The 14176-nt window shown below is 65.2% G+C and carries 14 protein-coding genes, 1 tRNA gene, 1 pseudogene and 1 riboswitch; of the genes and pseudogenes, 8 read left to right on the forward strand and 8 right to left on the reverse strand.

Features of this window, described 5'->3' with window-relative positions; genetic code table 11:
- Positions 1–62 precede the first annotated feature (62 nt).
- A riboswitch (TPP riboswitch) is annotated at positions 63–197 on the reverse strand.
- A 91-nt stretch (positions 198–288) separates the two neighbouring features.
- Positions 289–552: a DUF4235 domain-containing protein gene (locus N2K98_RS14690; protein ID WP_227919224.1), complete on the forward strand. Its 264-nt coding sequence runs from the start codon at positions 289–291 to the stop codon at positions 550–552.
- A gap of 188 nt (positions 553–740) precedes the next feature.
- On the opposite strand, the pseudogene mnhG reads toward N2K98_RS14690, so the two are convergent.
- From mnhG to N2K98_RS14720, 6 genes and pseudogenes are all read right to left on the reverse strand, one after another.
- A pseudogene (gene mnhG, locus N2K98_RS14695) lies at positions 741–1124 on the reverse strand (monovalent cation/H(+) antiporter subunit G); the annotation flags it as partial.
- Between the two features lie 4 nt (positions 1125–1128).
- Positions 1129–1389, reverse strand: a complete 261-nt coding sequence (locus tag N2K98_RS14700; protein WP_227919225.1) for a monovalent cation/H+ antiporter complex subunit F — start codon at positions 1387–1389, stop codon at positions 1129–1131.
- On the reverse strand, positions 1386–1982 hold the full coding sequence (locus N2K98_RS14705; RefSeq protein ID WP_255796789.1) for a Na+/H+ antiporter subunit E: 597 nt from the start codon (positions 1980–1982) through the stop codon (positions 1386–1388). The genes N2K98_RS14700 and N2K98_RS14705 overlap by 4 nt, the downstream gene beginning before the upstream one ends.
- Positions 1979–3589, reverse strand: coding sequence for a Na+/H+ antiporter subunit D (locus N2K98_RS14710; RefSeq protein ID WP_255796788.1), 1611 nt, complete (start codon positions 3587–3589; stop codon positions 1979–1981). The genes N2K98_RS14705 and N2K98_RS14710 overlap by 4 nt, the downstream gene beginning before the upstream one ends.
- Positions 3586–4071, reverse strand: a complete 486-nt coding sequence (locus N2K98_RS14715; RefSeq protein WP_229950460.1) for a Na(+)/H(+) antiporter subunit C — start codon at positions 4069–4071, stop codon at positions 3586–3588. Before N2K98_RS14715 ends, N2K98_RS14710 begins: the two co-directional genes overlap by 4 nt.
- Positions 4068–7121: a Na+/H+ antiporter subunit A gene (locus N2K98_RS14720; protein WP_255864865.1), complete on the reverse strand. Its 3054-nt coding sequence runs from the start codon at positions 7119–7121 to the stop codon at positions 4068–4070. The genes N2K98_RS14715 and N2K98_RS14720 overlap by 4 nt, the downstream gene beginning before the upstream one ends.
- A 201-nt stretch (positions 7122–7322) precedes the next feature.
- Here N2K98_RS14720 and N2K98_RS14725 point away from each other — a divergent pair, with 201 nt between their 5' ends.
- Complete coding sequence (locus N2K98_RS14725; RefSeq protein WP_255864864.1) at positions 7323–8699, forward strand: MFS transporter; 1377 nt, start codon at positions 7323–7325, stop codon at positions 8697–8699.
- Positions 8700–8873: 174 nt separating this feature from the next.
- Here the strand turns inward: N2K98_RS14725 and dcd are convergent, their stop codons facing one another.
- Together dcd and N2K98_RS14735 are read right to left on the reverse strand one after the other, a co-directional pair.
- Positions 8874–9494, reverse strand: a complete 621-nt coding sequence (dcd, locus tag N2K98_RS14730; RefSeq protein WP_255796785.1) for a dCTP deaminase — start codon at positions 9492–9494, stop codon at positions 8874–8876.
- A gap of 22 nt (positions 9495–9516) precedes the next feature.
- Complete coding sequence (locus tag N2K98_RS14735; protein WP_255796784.1) at positions 9517–10371, reverse strand: tryptophan 2,3-dioxygenase; 855 nt, start codon at positions 10369–10371, stop codon at positions 9517–9519.
- 69 nt (positions 10372–10440) lie between these two features.
- On the opposite strand from N2K98_RS14735, the gene N2K98_RS14740 reads away from it, so the two are divergent.
- The 6 genes from N2K98_RS14740 (at position 10441) to N2K98_RS14765 (ending at position 14113) form a co-directional block, all read left to right on the forward strand.
- Positions 10441–10923, forward strand: coding sequence for an SseB family protein (locus N2K98_RS14740; RefSeq protein ID WP_255796783.1), 483 nt, complete (start codon positions 10441–10443; stop codon positions 10921–10923).
- A 137-nt stretch (positions 10924–11060) separates the two neighbouring features.
- Positions 11061–12128 (forward strand): M4 family metallopeptidase, encoded by a 1068-nt coding sequence (locus N2K98_RS14745; protein ID WP_255864863.1) that lies wholly within the window; start codon positions 11061–11063, stop codon positions 12126–12128.
- Positions 12125–12406, forward strand: coding sequence for a protealysin inhibitor emfourin (locus tag N2K98_RS14750; RefSeq protein ID WP_255796781.1), 282 nt, complete (start codon positions 12125–12127; stop codon positions 12404–12406). The genes N2K98_RS14745 and N2K98_RS14750 overlap by 4 nt, the downstream gene beginning before the upstream one ends.
- A gap of 116 nt (positions 12407–12522) precedes the next feature.
- A tRNA-Gly gene (locus N2K98_RS14755) sits at positions 12523–12596 on the forward strand.
- Positions 12597–12715: 119 nt separating this feature from the next.
- Positions 12716–13177, forward strand: coding sequence for an aspartate 1-decarboxylase (panD, locus tag N2K98_RS14760; protein WP_255796780.1), 462 nt, complete (start codon positions 12716–12718; stop codon positions 13175–13177).
- 9 nt (positions 13178–13186) lie between these two features.
- The gene (locus N2K98_RS14765; RefSeq protein ID WP_255796779.1) at positions 13187–14113 is read left to right on the forward strand and encodes an AEC family transporter; all 927 of its coding nucleotides are present in this window, start codon (positions 13187–13189) and stop codon (positions 14111–14113) included.
- Positions 14114–14176 lie beyond the last annotated feature (63 nt).

The following is a 14176-nucleotide window of genomic DNA, read 5'->3' on the forward strand; positions in this document are numbered from 1 at the left end:
GGTGATGCTGCGCCGGTAAACCGGCGCACTTCCCCGCGGGCCGTTGCCGGCCAACGGGGAATTTCCCTGAGCTCTCGACTCCCTTCGCCGGTACTAACCGGATCAGGTTCGAGGGTCTGCGGCTATCCGCACTCTCAGCGCCTTTTCCTTCGCGGTCCGAAGACCTGCTGCGGGACGGCGCTCCCCTGTCGTATGTTTGCGGTTCCACTCTACACACGCGCTCCCGATCCGGCGACGGGCAAACGGGTACCGTAGGGTTAGGAAAAACGCCCGAAGCTAGGAGTATTCATGAACCTGATCCTCAAACTGCTCGGAACCGGAGCGAGCATCCTCTCCGGAATCGTCGCCGCCAAGGTGCTGGACTTCGCCTGGACCAAGGCCACCGGCAACGAGCCGCCCAAGGATGCCGAAGGCAGCCTGGAAAACAGCCTCCGCTCCGCCGTGGCGTTTGCCGTGGTCTCGGGTGCCGTCAGCCAGGTCATCCGCGTGCTGACCAACCGGGGCACGCAGCGGGCCATCCAGCGCTACCAGAAGACGCCGGAAATCGTCTAAGCCTTTGAATACTCCGCCGTTGGTGGAGGCAGGGGCGCTCAGCCCTCGGGGTTTTTCCCCGGGCGCTGGGCGTCGCTGTTTAACGCTTCCCCCGCTCCGGTTCCGCGGGCGCGCAGCATCTCATCGTCGTCGAGCTCCCCGGTGTAGCTCTCCCCCGGGTCGTCATCCACGCGCGGATCATCCTCCTCGTCTTCGAGCGCGTCCTCTTCCGCCTCCCGGAGCAGGCGCTGCGCGCGTTCGACGACGTCGTCCAGTTCGTCGATGACCAGCAGCTCGGGCCGCAGGTGCTTGGTCCGGTAACCGGCCCGGCCGACCATGTGCGCCGAGACCGGTGCGGTCAGGAGCATGAAGATCCAGGCCACGAACAGGATAGGAAGCAGTTTCCAGCTGCGGAACTCCACGGCCATCGCCAGCAGGAACAGCAGCAGCCCAAGCACCTGGGGTTTGGTGGCTGCGTGCATGCGGCTGAGCAGGTCGGGGAAACGGATCAGGCCGATGGCGGCGGCCAGGGACATCAGTGCGCCGCCGAGCATCAGCACGGCCGTGATCACGTCATAGACGGTCTCTTCCATGGTGCTACCGCCTGTCCGTTACGAAGCGGGCAACCGTCACAGACCCGATGAAACCGATCAGGGAGATAGCAACCACCAGGGCCAGGTAGTCCAGGTTGCGGTAAACGATCATGTCCGTGATCAGGGCCGCGCCGACGATGGCCAGCAGGACGTCCGAGGCCAGTACCCGGTCCAGGATCGAGGGACCGCGGGCAATCCGGTAAATGGCACCGGCGCCGGCCACCGCCAGCATGACGGACACGGCCACCACAGCTGCGCTCATCATGCCCGGCCTCCAATCTTTCGTTTCCGTGTTTCAGCGGTTTCGGCGCGCAGGGCGGCCAGCTCCTCTTTCGTTCCCAGGGTGCGGATCAGCCAGGCCTCGGCGTCCAGGGCATCTGCCCGCACTCTCTCGGCCTGTTCCGCCGTGGACACGTTCAGCGCATGCAGGTACAGAGTCGAGGTGGAACGGTCGACGTCGACAATCAACGAGCCGGGGATCAGGGAAAGCACGTGGCCGGTGGCCGTGACCAGCAGGTCCGAGCGGCTGCGCAGTTTCACCCCGATCACCCCGTTGCGGATCCGCGGTCCACGGACAACTGCCAGCCAGAACACGTGGAAGCTGGCCTGCACCAGCTTGTAGAGGAAGCGCCCGGCGAAGAGCAGCGCGTAGAGCGGGTTGAACCTGCCGCTGAGTTCCACTGGCGGGAGGTAGAAGATGTTCGCCACGAAGAAGGCGATCACCGTTCCGAAGATCAGGTTCCCGGCGCTGAAGTCCTGCCACAGGGCTCCCCAAAGGAACACCAGCCAGATCAGCAGGGGCAGTTCCTGCAGCAGCGGAACCCGGGACCGGCTGCGCATGCGTGCTTCCTTGGTCATTCGGCTGCTCCCTCGCCCAGAACCGCTTCAATGTACGGCGTGCGGTCCAACAGGTCCCGTGCGGCGCCGTCACTGAGTGAAAACAGCGGCCCGGCGGCCACGGTCAGGGCGACGCCGAGTGCGACCAGGCCCACCGTCGGGTAAACCATGGTCCGGGGCAGCAGATCGACGGATTCCTTGCCGGAGAACCGCCCCGTGGCATGCTCGATGACATGCTCGGAGCTGCGCAGGCTGGACCCGTCGGTGCTGGTGGCCAGCAGGATCGGGTCCGGATGCACGGCGTCCTCGGGGGTACGCCAGAACGCGCGGTTCCACACCCGTGCCATCACCAGCAGGGTCAGCAGGCTGGTGGCGGCGCCCGCACCCACCAGGACATACGCCAGCGGGGTGCCCAGTTCCACGCCGGCCTGCATCAGGCCGAGCTTGCCCAGGAAACCGGAGAACGGCGGAATGCCGGCCAGGTTGATGGCCGGAATGAAGTACAGCACGGCCAGCAGCGGCGACAGCCGCGCCAGCCCGCCGAGCCGGTCCATGTTAGCGGTTCCGCCGCGGCGTTCAATCAGGCCCGTCACCAGGAACAGGGAAGTCTGCACCGTAATGTGGTGCACCACGTAGAACACGGTGGAGCCGATGCCCACCACGGAGGCAATCGCCAGGCCGAACACCATGTAGCCGATGTGGCTGACCAGGGTGAACGAGAGCATACGTTTAATGTCGGTCTGCGCCAGGGCACCCAGGATGCCCACCAGCATGGTCAGCCCCGCCACCACCATCAGCAGTGTGTTGATCCGGTCCCCGGGGAAAAGCAGGGTCTCGGTGCGGACCATGGCGTAAACACCCACCTTGGTCAGCAGGCCGGCGAACACAGCGGTGACCGGGGCCGGCGCAGTGGGATAGGAGTCCGGCAGCCAGAAGGACAGCGGGAAGATGGCTGCCTTGATGCCGAACGCCACCAGCAGCATCAGGTGCAGCATCAGCTGGGTCGCGGGATCCAGCTCGCCGAGCTTCAGCGCCAGGTCTGCCATGTTCACCGTGCCGGTGGCGGCGTAGATCATGGCAATCGCAATCAGGAACAGCAGCGAGGACACCACGCTCACCACCACGTAGGTCACGCCGGCGCGGATGCGCGGCGTAGTCCCGCCGAGGGTCATCAGGACATAGCTGGCGGTCAGCAGGATCTCGAAGCCCACGTACAGGTTGAACAGGTCCCCGGCGAGGAAGGCGTTGGAAACGCCTGCCACCAGGATCAGGTAGGTCGGGTGGAAGATCGAAATGGGTCCGTCTTCGTCGCCGTCGGCCATGCCCTGGCCAGCGGCATAGATCAGCACGGAGAGGCTGATGGCCGAAGAGACCACCAGCATCAGCGCGGAGAACTGGTCCACCACCATGGTGATGCCGAACGGCGGAAGCCAGGCGCCCAGGTTCACCGCCTGCGCACCGTTTTCCCACACCGAGGACAGCAGGACGACCTCAAGGAGCAGGGTGAAGCTGAGGATGCTGATGCTCACCACGCGCTGGGAGCGCTGGTGGCGGATCAGGATGAACGCGAGGGCGGCACCGAAAACCGGGAGCACCACCGCCAGCGGTGCAAGGCTGGCTGTGTTCATCGGTTCACCTCCGGTTCGTTTTGTGTGTTGCCGCGCTGGGAGCCGGGAGCCTCTTCGGCTTCCTCCGGCGGAGTGAATTCCGTGGTGTCCTCCGGGACGTCTGCGTCATCTTCGGCATCGAAGCTGCTCTGGCTGGCCACGCGCCGGTCCTCAATGTCGTCCTGGACCTCGTCCTGCCGGCCCAGTACCCAGGACCGGTAAATGATGCCGAGCATAAAGGCGGTGACCGAGAAGGAAATCACGATCGAGGTCAGGATGAAGGCCTGCGGCAGCGGATCGTTATACGCATCCGCCGCGATGTCCTTGTTGAAGATCGGGGCGAGCCCCGCGGCTCCGCCGGTGGCGAGCAGCAGGATATTGGTGGCATTGCTGAGCATGGCCAGGCCAAGCACCACCCGGGTCAGGCTCCGCTCAAGCAGCAGGTAGATGCCGGCCGCGTACAGGCACCCCATCACCAGCAGGAGGGTGAGGTTCACAGTCACCGTGCCACCTCTTCCTCTTCGGGGCGGGAGCCGGCGTCGGCATCGGCGTCGGAACGGATGGCAACGTCAATGATTTCCGGTTCCTCCACAATGCTTTCGTCGTCGTCATCATCGGCGTCGGCCTCGCTGCGCTCGTCGATCTCCGAGCCCAGGCTGCGCAGGACATCCAGCACCAGCCCCACCACCACCAGGTAGACGCCGATGTCGAAGATCGTGGAGGTGACGAACTTGACCTCCCCGAAGACCGGCCAGGTGAATTTGAGAATTGCGCTCTGCAGGATCTGCCCGCCGAAGAACAGCGGTGCCGCTGCGGACAGGGCAATCACGCCCAAGCCGCCGCCCAGCAGGGTGCCGGCGCTGACCGGACTGGCTTCGGCCAACTCAAAGCGGCCGCCGGCAAGGTAACGGATGGTCAGCGCGAGTCCGGCCATCAGACCGCCGGCGAACCCGCCGCCGGGCAGGTTGTGTCCGGCGATCAGCAGGTAGACCGAGAACAGGATGACGGAATGGAAAAGCAGCCGGGTAACGACCTCGAAGATGATGGACCGACGCTCGGGCGCAAGCGTCCGGCCTGCCACCAGCCAGGCGTCACGGCCAACGCTGGAGAATTTGCGGGCAAGCGCGAGGGTAGCCTGACGGCGCCCGGTGGGAGCAAACTGCTCGCGGCCCCGGTCCACTGAACCGCTGGCCACTCCCTCCGCCCGGCGCCGCTTGTCGCCGCGTCCGCGGACGAAGATCAGGGAGGCAAGGCCGGTGGCCGCGATGGCCAGCACCGTGATTTCGCCGAACGTGTCCCAGGCGCGGATGTCGACCAGCGTCACGTTGACGATGTTGGATCCGCCGCCGCCGTTGTAGGCCAGCTCCGGGAAATCGAGGGATACCGGGGTGGCGACCCGGGACGCCATGGCAGTCATGGCGAACACCACCATGCTGGCGCCGAAGGCGATGCCCAGCATGGCGCGCAGGAAGCGGTGGCGCTTGGGTTCGCGCTTCCACAACCTGGCCGGCAGGGACCGCAGGGCCAGCACGAACGCCACCAGGACTATGGTTTCGACGAGCATCTGGGTCAGGGCGAGGTCCGGGGCGCCCTGCAGCGCAAAGATCAGGGCAATGCCGTAACCGCTGACGGAAACCATCAGCACGGCCAGGAAACGCTTGGTGGCGCGGGCCGCTGCAACGGCGCCCAGGACCACCGCCGCGCCGATTACGGCCTGCAGCGGGGTATCGAACCAGCGGAAGTCCTGCGGCAGGGGCGCGGACCGCAGGATCAGAGCCATCAGCGGCGTCAGGATCGCCATGGTCAGGATGACGAACAGGTAGAACAGCAGCGAACCGCGCTGCGTGCGGCCGGTGACCCACACGGCGACGTCGTCGAGTACCCCGATGCCGCCGCGGTAGGACCGCTCGGCGTCGACCGGGAAGGCGACTTCCCGCTGGAGGTCCTCGACCTGCCGGGCCAGCAGGAACAGGACGACGCCGATGCCGAGGGTGAGCACGGTCAGGCCCAGCGCCGGGGTCAGGCCGTGCCAGAGGGCCAGGTGGGTGGGCTTGCCTTCGGCCGGGAAGAGGTCCGCGTAGGACGCAATCGCAGAATCAATCGGTGCCGGCCAGAGCCCGAATACTACGGTGACACCGGCCAGGATCGCCGGAGCTGCAAGGAAGGACCAGGACACCGCCTTGAACGGGGTGGGTGTGTAGCCTTCCTTGGCTGCGAAGGCGCCCCAGATGAAGCGGGCGCTGTAGGCAAAGGTGAGGATGGAACCGGTCACCACGCCGGCAAGCAGGAGCCAGGCGGCGATGGTTCCCTGCTGCTCGCCGTAATGCACAAAGGTCTCGTAGACCGATTCCTTGGCCACGAAGCCCAGCAGCGGCGGCACACCAGCCATGGAGGCTGCACCGATGACCGCGACGACGGCCAGTTTCGGCGCGGCACGGAAGATTCCCGAGAGTTTGCGGATATCCCGGGTACCGGCCTGGTGGTCGATGATCCCGACCACCAGGAACAGGGTCGCCTTGAAGAAGCCGTGCGCCAGGAGCAGGCCCATCCCGGCGACTGCAGCCTCCCGGCTGCCCAGGCCCACCACCAAGGTAAGGAAGCCGAGCTGGCTGACCGTGCCGTAGGCGAGGATCAGTTTGATGTCGTACTGGCGCAGTGCGCGCCAGCCGCCCAGCAGCATGGTGGCCAGGCCCAGGACCAGCACGATGGGGTGCCACAGCAGCGTCTCGGAGAAGCCGGGGGCCAGCCGGGCGATGAGGTAGATGCCGGCCTTCACCATGGCGGCGGCATGCAGGTAGGCACTGACCGGGGTGGGAGCGGCCATGGCGGCGGGCAGCCAGAAGTGGAAGGGCACGAGCGCGGATTTCGAGACGGCACCGACCAGCAGCAGGGCGATGGCAACGTTGACCAGCGTCCCGGCGTTCACCAGTTCCGGCGCCTGCGCCAGGATCTCCGAGATCCGGTACGTCCCGGCGGCGGTGCCGAGGATGATCATGCCGACCAGCATCGCCAGGCCGCCGAAGGTAGTGACGATCAATGCCTGCAGCGCCGCACGGCGGGCCGAGAGCCGGTGCGCCGAGTACCCGATCAGCAGGTAGGAAAGGATGGTGGTCAGTTCCCAGAAGATGAACAGCAGGATGAGGTCATCTGCCGTAACCAAACCGAACATGGCGGCGGCGAACGCCAGCAGCTGGGCGCCGAAGCTGCCCATCTTCGGGTCATTCGGCCGGAAGTACCGGGCGCAGTAGAACAGGACCAGGGCACCCACGCCCAGGATCAGGATGGAAAGCACAGCCGCAAGGGTGTCCATCCGGAAGGCCAGTTCCACCCGGAGCTCGGGAATCCAGGCAATGGTGACCGACGGCGGCGCGTTCGGTGCGCCGGAGGCCAGCGTCTGGTCCGCGCCGGTGTACCGGGGGAAGGTGGCCATCAGCCAAACGAACGCAGCGGCCGGGAAGGCGGCGAGGATGTAGAACGCGGACCGACCGATCCTGCGGAACACCAAGGGCGCAACCAATGCCACCGCAAATAAAACGGTGAGCACAAACAGCACTATGATCTCCCGGGCTCTTTTGTCGATGTTTCAGCCTGATTTTGGCTGCAGTTATCAAGGGGGGTGGTCAAGGTCGTATGTACATTCTACCCATGGCATACGTACGCCCTCCTATTCGGGCCGTTCGGCAAAGGAACCGGCCACCGGCGTTTTGGGCGTTGAATACCGTCACCGGCCGCGGCAGCCGCTAGGCTCAGCGGCATGAGTCTCAGCACACAAAAATCGTCTCCGGGTGTCCCGGCGCCGGGCGCCGCCGCACCTGCACGCTGGAAGCAGGTGGCGGCCTGGGCTGCCTGGGACTGGGGGTCCGCTTCCTTCAATGCGGTGATGACCACCTTTGTGTTCACTGTCTACTTGACCTCGGAGCAGTTCGGGGACAAAGACGAGAACTCCGCCGTCCTTGGCGCCGGCCTCGCCATTGCCGGTGTTGCAGTGGCCGTCCTCGCGCCGGTCACCGGCCAACGGTCGGACGCGGGTGGGCGCCGCCGCACATGGCTCACCGTCAACACCCTGCTGACCTGCGCCCTGGTCGCGGCGTGCTGGTTTGTTTTCCCCGCCCCCGAGTTCCTGATCCTGGGCGTGGCCCTGATCGCCGTGGCGAACCTGTTCTTCGAGTTCGCGGGCGTGAACTACAACGCCATGCTTAGCCAGATTTCCACACCGGCCTCGGTCGGAAAAATCAGCGGCCTGGGCTGGGCGATGGGCTATGTAGGCGGAATCGTCGCCCTGGCGCTGGTGCTCGTGGGCTTTGTGCAGCCCGATGTCGGCTGGTTCGGCGTCACCTCCGAAGACGGACTGAACATCCGGGCCGTTGCGCTGTTTTCCGCCGTCTGGTTCCTGCTGTTCGCCCTGCCGCTGATGTTCACCGTGCCCGAGGTTCCCCGGCAGGACGCAGTGGCACGGCTGGGGATCCTTGACTCCTACAAGCTCCTGTTCCAGCGCATCAAGGCCCTCTTCCGGACCGACCCGCACACCATTTACTTCCTTCTCGCCAGCGCCGTCTTCCGGGACGGTCTGGCGGCAGTATTCACTTTCGGCGGCGTTATCGCGGCGGGCACGTTCGACTGGGAACTGTCAGAGGTGATTATGTTCGCCATCTTCGGCAACGTGGTGGCCGCCGCCGGGTCCGTGGTCGGCGGCTTCCTCGATGACCGTTCCGGCCCCAAGGCCGTGATCGTCGGTTCGCTGATCGGACTGATCCTGGCCGGCACGGCCATCGTGGTGCTGGGTCCGGGCGACCAGGACCTGTTTGGGCTGCAGTGGACCGGCGACACCACATTCTGGATCTTCGGCCTGCTGCTGTGCCTGTTCGTTGGCCCGGCCCAGTCCGCATCCCGGGCGTTCCTGGCCAGGCTGGCCCCGGAGGGCAAGGAAGGCGAGCTGTTCGGCCTGTATGCCACCACGGGGCGGGCGGTCAGCTTCCTGGCCCCCGCCCTGTTCTCGGCCTGCATCGCGATCTTCGGCAGCCAGCGGTACGGCATTATCGGCATTATGGCCGTGCTGCTGGTGGGCCTGCTGGTCCTGCTCCCGGTCCGCTCCCCCGCAGCACGGACCGTTCCGGCCGCGGATAAGGAGTAAGCGCTATAGGTCCGGCCTATGGGCCTGGCTCCGGCGGCAACGAAATTCCTTCGCTCGCAGAGCTCGCTTGGAATATTAAAGCCGCCTCCGCCAGGCCCTCCAGCCGGACGGTCTCGCCGCCTCCGCCAGGCCCTCAGGCCCTCCAGCCGGACGGTCTCGCCGCCTCCGCAGGCCCTAGGAGGCGCTGACGCCCGCCGTGTCCTCGTCATTCGAGGCAGCGGTGACATCCGTGCGGTGGAAGTTCAGGTGGCTGCGCGACGCCGTCGGGCCGCGCTGGCCCTGGTACCGGTTGCCGTAGCTGCCGGAGCCGTAGGCGTGCTCCGCCGGGGAGCTGAGCCGGAAGAAGCACAGCTGGCCGATCTTGGAGCCGGGCCACAGCTTGATGGGCAGCGTTGCCATGTTGGAAAGCTCGAGCGTGACGTGGCCGGAGAAACCGGGGTCAATGAAGCCTGCCGTGGAGTGCGTCAGCAGCCCAAGCCGACCCAGCGAAGACTTGCCCTCCAGCCGCGCGGCAATATCGTCCGGCAGGGTGACCTGCTCGTAGGTGGAACCCAGGACGAACTCTCCGGGGTGGAGGATGAACGGCTCGTCCGGAGCCACTTCCACCAGGCGGGTCAGTTCGGGTTGGTCCTGCGAGGGATCGATGTGGGCGTACTTGTGGTTGTCGAATAGCCGGAAGAAGCGGTCGATGCGCACATCGACGCTGGAAGGCTGGACCATTGCGGGGTCATAGGGGTCCAGGGCAATCCGGTTGTCGGCAATCTCGGCTCGGATGTCGCGGTCAGAAATCAGCACTCTTCAAAAATAGCGCATGCCCCTAGCGGCCGATTTCCGTCCGCACCGCATAGAGCTCGGGGAAAAACGTCAGTTCGAGGGCACGCCGCAGGAAGCCTGCGCCGCTGGAACCGCCAGTACCCCGCTTCATTCCGATGGTGCGTTCCACGGTTTTCAGGTGTCGGAAACGCCACAGCTGGAAATTGTCCTCGAGGTCCACCAGTTCTTCGCAGGCCTCGTAGACGTCCCAGTTCCCGGCGGGGTTTTCGTAGACGTACTTGTAGACCGCAAGCAGTGACTCGTCATACACATGTGCCTGCGTCACGTCCCGGTCCAGGAGTTCCGGCGCCACCGCGTAGCCGCGCCGGGCAAGATAGCGGATGAACTCGTCGTAGATGCTGGTCCGGGACAGCAGTCCGGACAACAGCTCCTGAGCGGCCGGGTCTGCTGCGAACACGGCAATCATTGCCTCGTTCTTGTTGCCCAGCAGGAACTCCACGGCACGGTACTGGTAGGACTGGAAGCCGCTCGAAGCGCCCAGGTCATCGCGGAATTCGGAATACTCGGACGGGGTCAGTGTCGCCAGCACGGACCACTGTTCGGTCAGCGAGCGCTGGATGTGCTTGATCCGGGCAATTCCCTTCATGGCCGAACGCAGGTCATCCGCCGCCAGCCGCGCCCGCACGGCGAGCAGCTCGTGCAGGACGAGCTTCAACCACAGCTCCGAGGTCTGGTGCTGGATGATGAAGAGCATCTCGTCGTGGTGCTCCGGGCTGCTCACCGGATGCTGCGCGGAGAGCAGTTCATCCAGGGCAAGGTAGGACCCGTAGCTCATCTTGTCGCTGAAGTCCCGCTCAATGCCTGCTTCGAGGCTGCGGGTGTTCTCGTTCGGACTCATGCCCACCACGGTATCCGCTCAATATGCCAGACTTGGGGTTTTGGCACCGAGCCCTGAGAAGGAGTCCCCATGGAACCGGACAACACCCCCGAGATCCCGACAATGCCGCTGGCCAACGACGACGTCGAAGCACCCGGCGCGGCGCTTGAAGAGGCCATCACCGCAGGCCGCGAGGGCCGGATCACCAACCGCGAGGTCATGTCCGTCATCTGGACATCGGAACTGCTCAGCGTGGGGCGCCTGACGAAGGAAGACGATCCCTCCACCTTCCAGGCAGTGGTCCTGAAAGCCCCGGACGCCGACTACTCCGTGGCTGCCACCTTCACCTCCCCGGACCGCATCCCCGCGCAGCTGCGCGAAGCAGCACCGGTGGTCGTCAGGGCCAGCGGCGAAGCCACCATCCGCAGCATCGCCCCCGGATACGGCATGTCCGTGAACCCGGGACACGAAGTAGGGCTGGAGATCGGCCCGGACGTCGTGGCTTCGCTTGTCGAGGCGTACGAAAAGACCGCAGCGCAGGCACAGGACCCGGCCGCTCCCGAACAGGGCTGATCCGACCGCGAAAGGGTCGAAAACAGCCGATTAGGTTGCGTTATGGCCATTTGATGCCGTTTTTGCAGGCCTAGCGCTTGCAGTGTCAGTGCCGGGGCCTACGCTGGGGAACCTCACAACAGAGGGAGGGCTGTACCGTGACAAACTCAAGCGTTGCTTCTTCGATCTGTTCCATCGTTCCGCCGTATCTGCTTGCCCGCCTGGCCGCCGCCGAAGACCCTGCAAAGGCAACAGCGGCGAAGTCGGCCCGTCGTGCCTTGACCGGGATCGACGGCGTGGAATCCGCGCGCTCGGCGCCGCACTCTGCGCCGTCCCGCGGATCAGGCACGGCGTTCACCCCGTCCCTGCGCCGCACGATCTCCGATGCCCTGGGCCTGGAGGAACTGCCGGGCACGGTAGTGCGGTCCGAAGGCCAGCCGGACACGGGCGACCCAGCCGTGGACGAAACCTATGCCGGGCTCGGCGCCACTTACCGCCTCTTCAGCGATGCCTACGGACGTTCCTCGCTCGACGGCGCGGGGCGGGCGTTGGAGGCCACCGTCCACTATGGACGTGCCTATGACAACGCTTTCTGGGACGGCTCCCGGATGGTGCTCGGCGACGGCGACGGCGAGGTGTTTGAACGCTTCAGCAAGTCCCTCACCGTGATCGGCCACGAGCTGACCCACGGCATCATCCAGTACACCGCGCAGCTGGACTACCGCGACCAGGCCGGGGCGCTCAACGAATCAATAGCCGATGTTTTCGGCGTACTGGTCGAGCAGAAACTGCTGGGACAAACAGCGGACCAGGCGAGCTGGCTGGTTGGCGAGGGCCTGTTCACGGATCTGGTGCAGGGGCAGGCACTGCGGTCCTTGAAGGCGCCGGGCACTGCGTACGACGACGACGTGCTTGGCAAGGATCCGCAGCCGGGGTCCATGGCGGACTTTGTGAAGACCGCGGCGGACAACGGCGGTGTGCACATCAACTCCGGAATCCCCAACCGCGCTTTCTACCTGGTGGCTGAAGCCCTGGGCGGGTATGCCTGGGAACGCGCCGGCCAGGTCTGGTACGACACCATCACCGAACGCAATTTCCCCGCCGACGCCACCTTCGCCGTCTTTGCCGCCGCCACGCTCACCGCAGCGGAAAAAAGGTACGGAGCGGGGACGGAGGAAAGTACTGCTGTGCAGGCAGCGTGGAAAGAGGTTAACGTCTTGGTATGAAACTGGTTGTAGTGCGCAGCGGCGGCTTTGCGGGCATGCAGCGCACCTGGAGCACGCAGGTCAGCTCCGAAGAAGCACAGGAGCGGTGGCTGCCGCTCCTCAGCGACCCGCCCGAAGCCCCGGACAGCGAACCGGACCGGTTCATGTACGAGATTTCGGTGGGCCCCACCGCCGTCACCATCCCGGAACGGCAAGTCAAGGGCAGGTGGCGCGAACTCGTGGAGCGGGCCCGGGCCGGCGCCGATTCTGAACCCGGCGAGGGCTCCTCCGGAGACTAGTCCGGCGGTGTTTAGCCGACCAGTCCGGAAACACTTCGGCAGCACCCGCAAACGAATTAGGCAACCGGCAGGTTCCATGTAAAGTTAGGAGCTGTGCCGGATTCCTTCCGGACACTGCGGGCGTAGCTCAATGGTAGAGCGCTAGCTTCCCAAGCTTGATACGCGGGTTCGATTCCCGTCGCCCGCTCCATTTCGGAGCAAGGCTCCACCCCCTCCCCCTCCCCCCTGCACCGCACGGCATGCACTTTCGCTGTCAGCGTGTCAACCCCCGGCTCAAAGTCCGGGGTAATCGGCGTAGACTTGTCCGCGATGAACCGGAAAATGTTTAAGTCCAAAATCCACCGCGCCACGGTGACCCATGCCGACCTGCACTACGTGGGGTCCGTGACGGTTGACCTTGACCTCCTCGAAGCCGCGGACATCCTGCCCGGCGAGCTCGTCTCGATCGTCGACGTCGACAACGGCGCCCGGCTGGAGACGTACACCATCGCCGGCGAGCGCGGCTCGGGGGTGCTGGGCATCAACGGTGCAGCGGCCCACCTGGTGCACGTGGGCGACACGGTCATCCTCATCACTTACGCAGATATGACCACCGAAGAGGCCCGCTCCTTTGTGCCGACGGTAGTCCATGTTGATTCCGCCAATCGGATCCTGGAGCTGGGCACCGACCCGGCCGAGGCCGTGACGGAAGGCACCGAGCGTCCTCCGCTGGCTCTGGACAACACCCAGGTCATGGCCGGCAACCCGGGCGCCGCAGCCGAAGCCAGATAGCAGCATCCGGTGCTGGGGGTACTCACCGGATTCGCCGTTGTCTGGATCATCATCCTCACCGGGTATGCCATCGGCAGGCTCGGCGTACTGGGGGAAAACGCACAGACCGTACTGAGCCGCCTGGCGTTCTTCGTTGCTTCGCCGGCGCTGCTGCTCATTACGCTCAGTGATGCCGATCTGCCCACGGTCTTCTCGTTTCCGCTGCTGGTGGCCGCCGCCAGCGCCTTGGCCACGGCGCTCCTCTACGTGCTCGTTACCCGCTGGTGGCTGCGCCGCCCGTTGCCGGAAATGCTTATTTCCGCCATGTCCTCATCCCTGGTAAATGCCGCCAATCTTGGGCTGCCCATCTGCGTATACGTCCTCGGGGATGCTGCCTATATTGCACCCGTGCTGATTTTCCAGCTCGCTTTCTTCACCCCGTTCTTCCTGATGATGATGGATTCGGCCACCAGCGGCCGGCGTACCTCGGTTCGGGTTTTTGCCGGGCAGGTGGTCCGCAATCCGATAATCGTCGGCTCCCTGATCGGCCTGCTGCTGGCCGCCACCGGCACGCAGCTGCCCGAAATCATCCATGAACCGGTGTCCCTGATCGGCGGTGCAGCGGTTCCCGCCATGCTCCTTGCCTTCGGGCTTTCACTGGTGGGGTCGCGGCCCCTGACCGCCGACGGCGGCAGACGGGCCGACGTCGTCCTCGCCTCTGCCTTCAAGCTCCTGGTCCAGCCGCTGCTGGCTTTCGTACTGGCCCGCTTCGTCCTTGGGATGGAAGGTCACCTGCTTTTCGCCGTCGTGGTCACCGCGGCCCTTCCCACTGCACAGAATGTTTTCGTTGCCGCTGCCCGCTACGAAGAAGGTGTGCTGGTAGCCAAGGACACCGTGCTGCTCACCACCATTGCCTCGCTTCCCGTGCTGGTCCTGGCCGCTGCCCTGCTGACCTGAGGCAACACCCGGTTTGGCCGGTATGGATGTGGCATAAATTACGTTCAAGGCATATGGTCAAAG

Source organism: Arthrobacter jinronghuae (assembly GCF_025244825.1).
In the GTDB taxonomy this organism is placed as follows: domain Bacteria; phylum Actinomycetota; class Actinomycetes; order Actinomycetales; family Micrococcaceae; genus Arthrobacter_B; species Arthrobacter_B jinronghuae.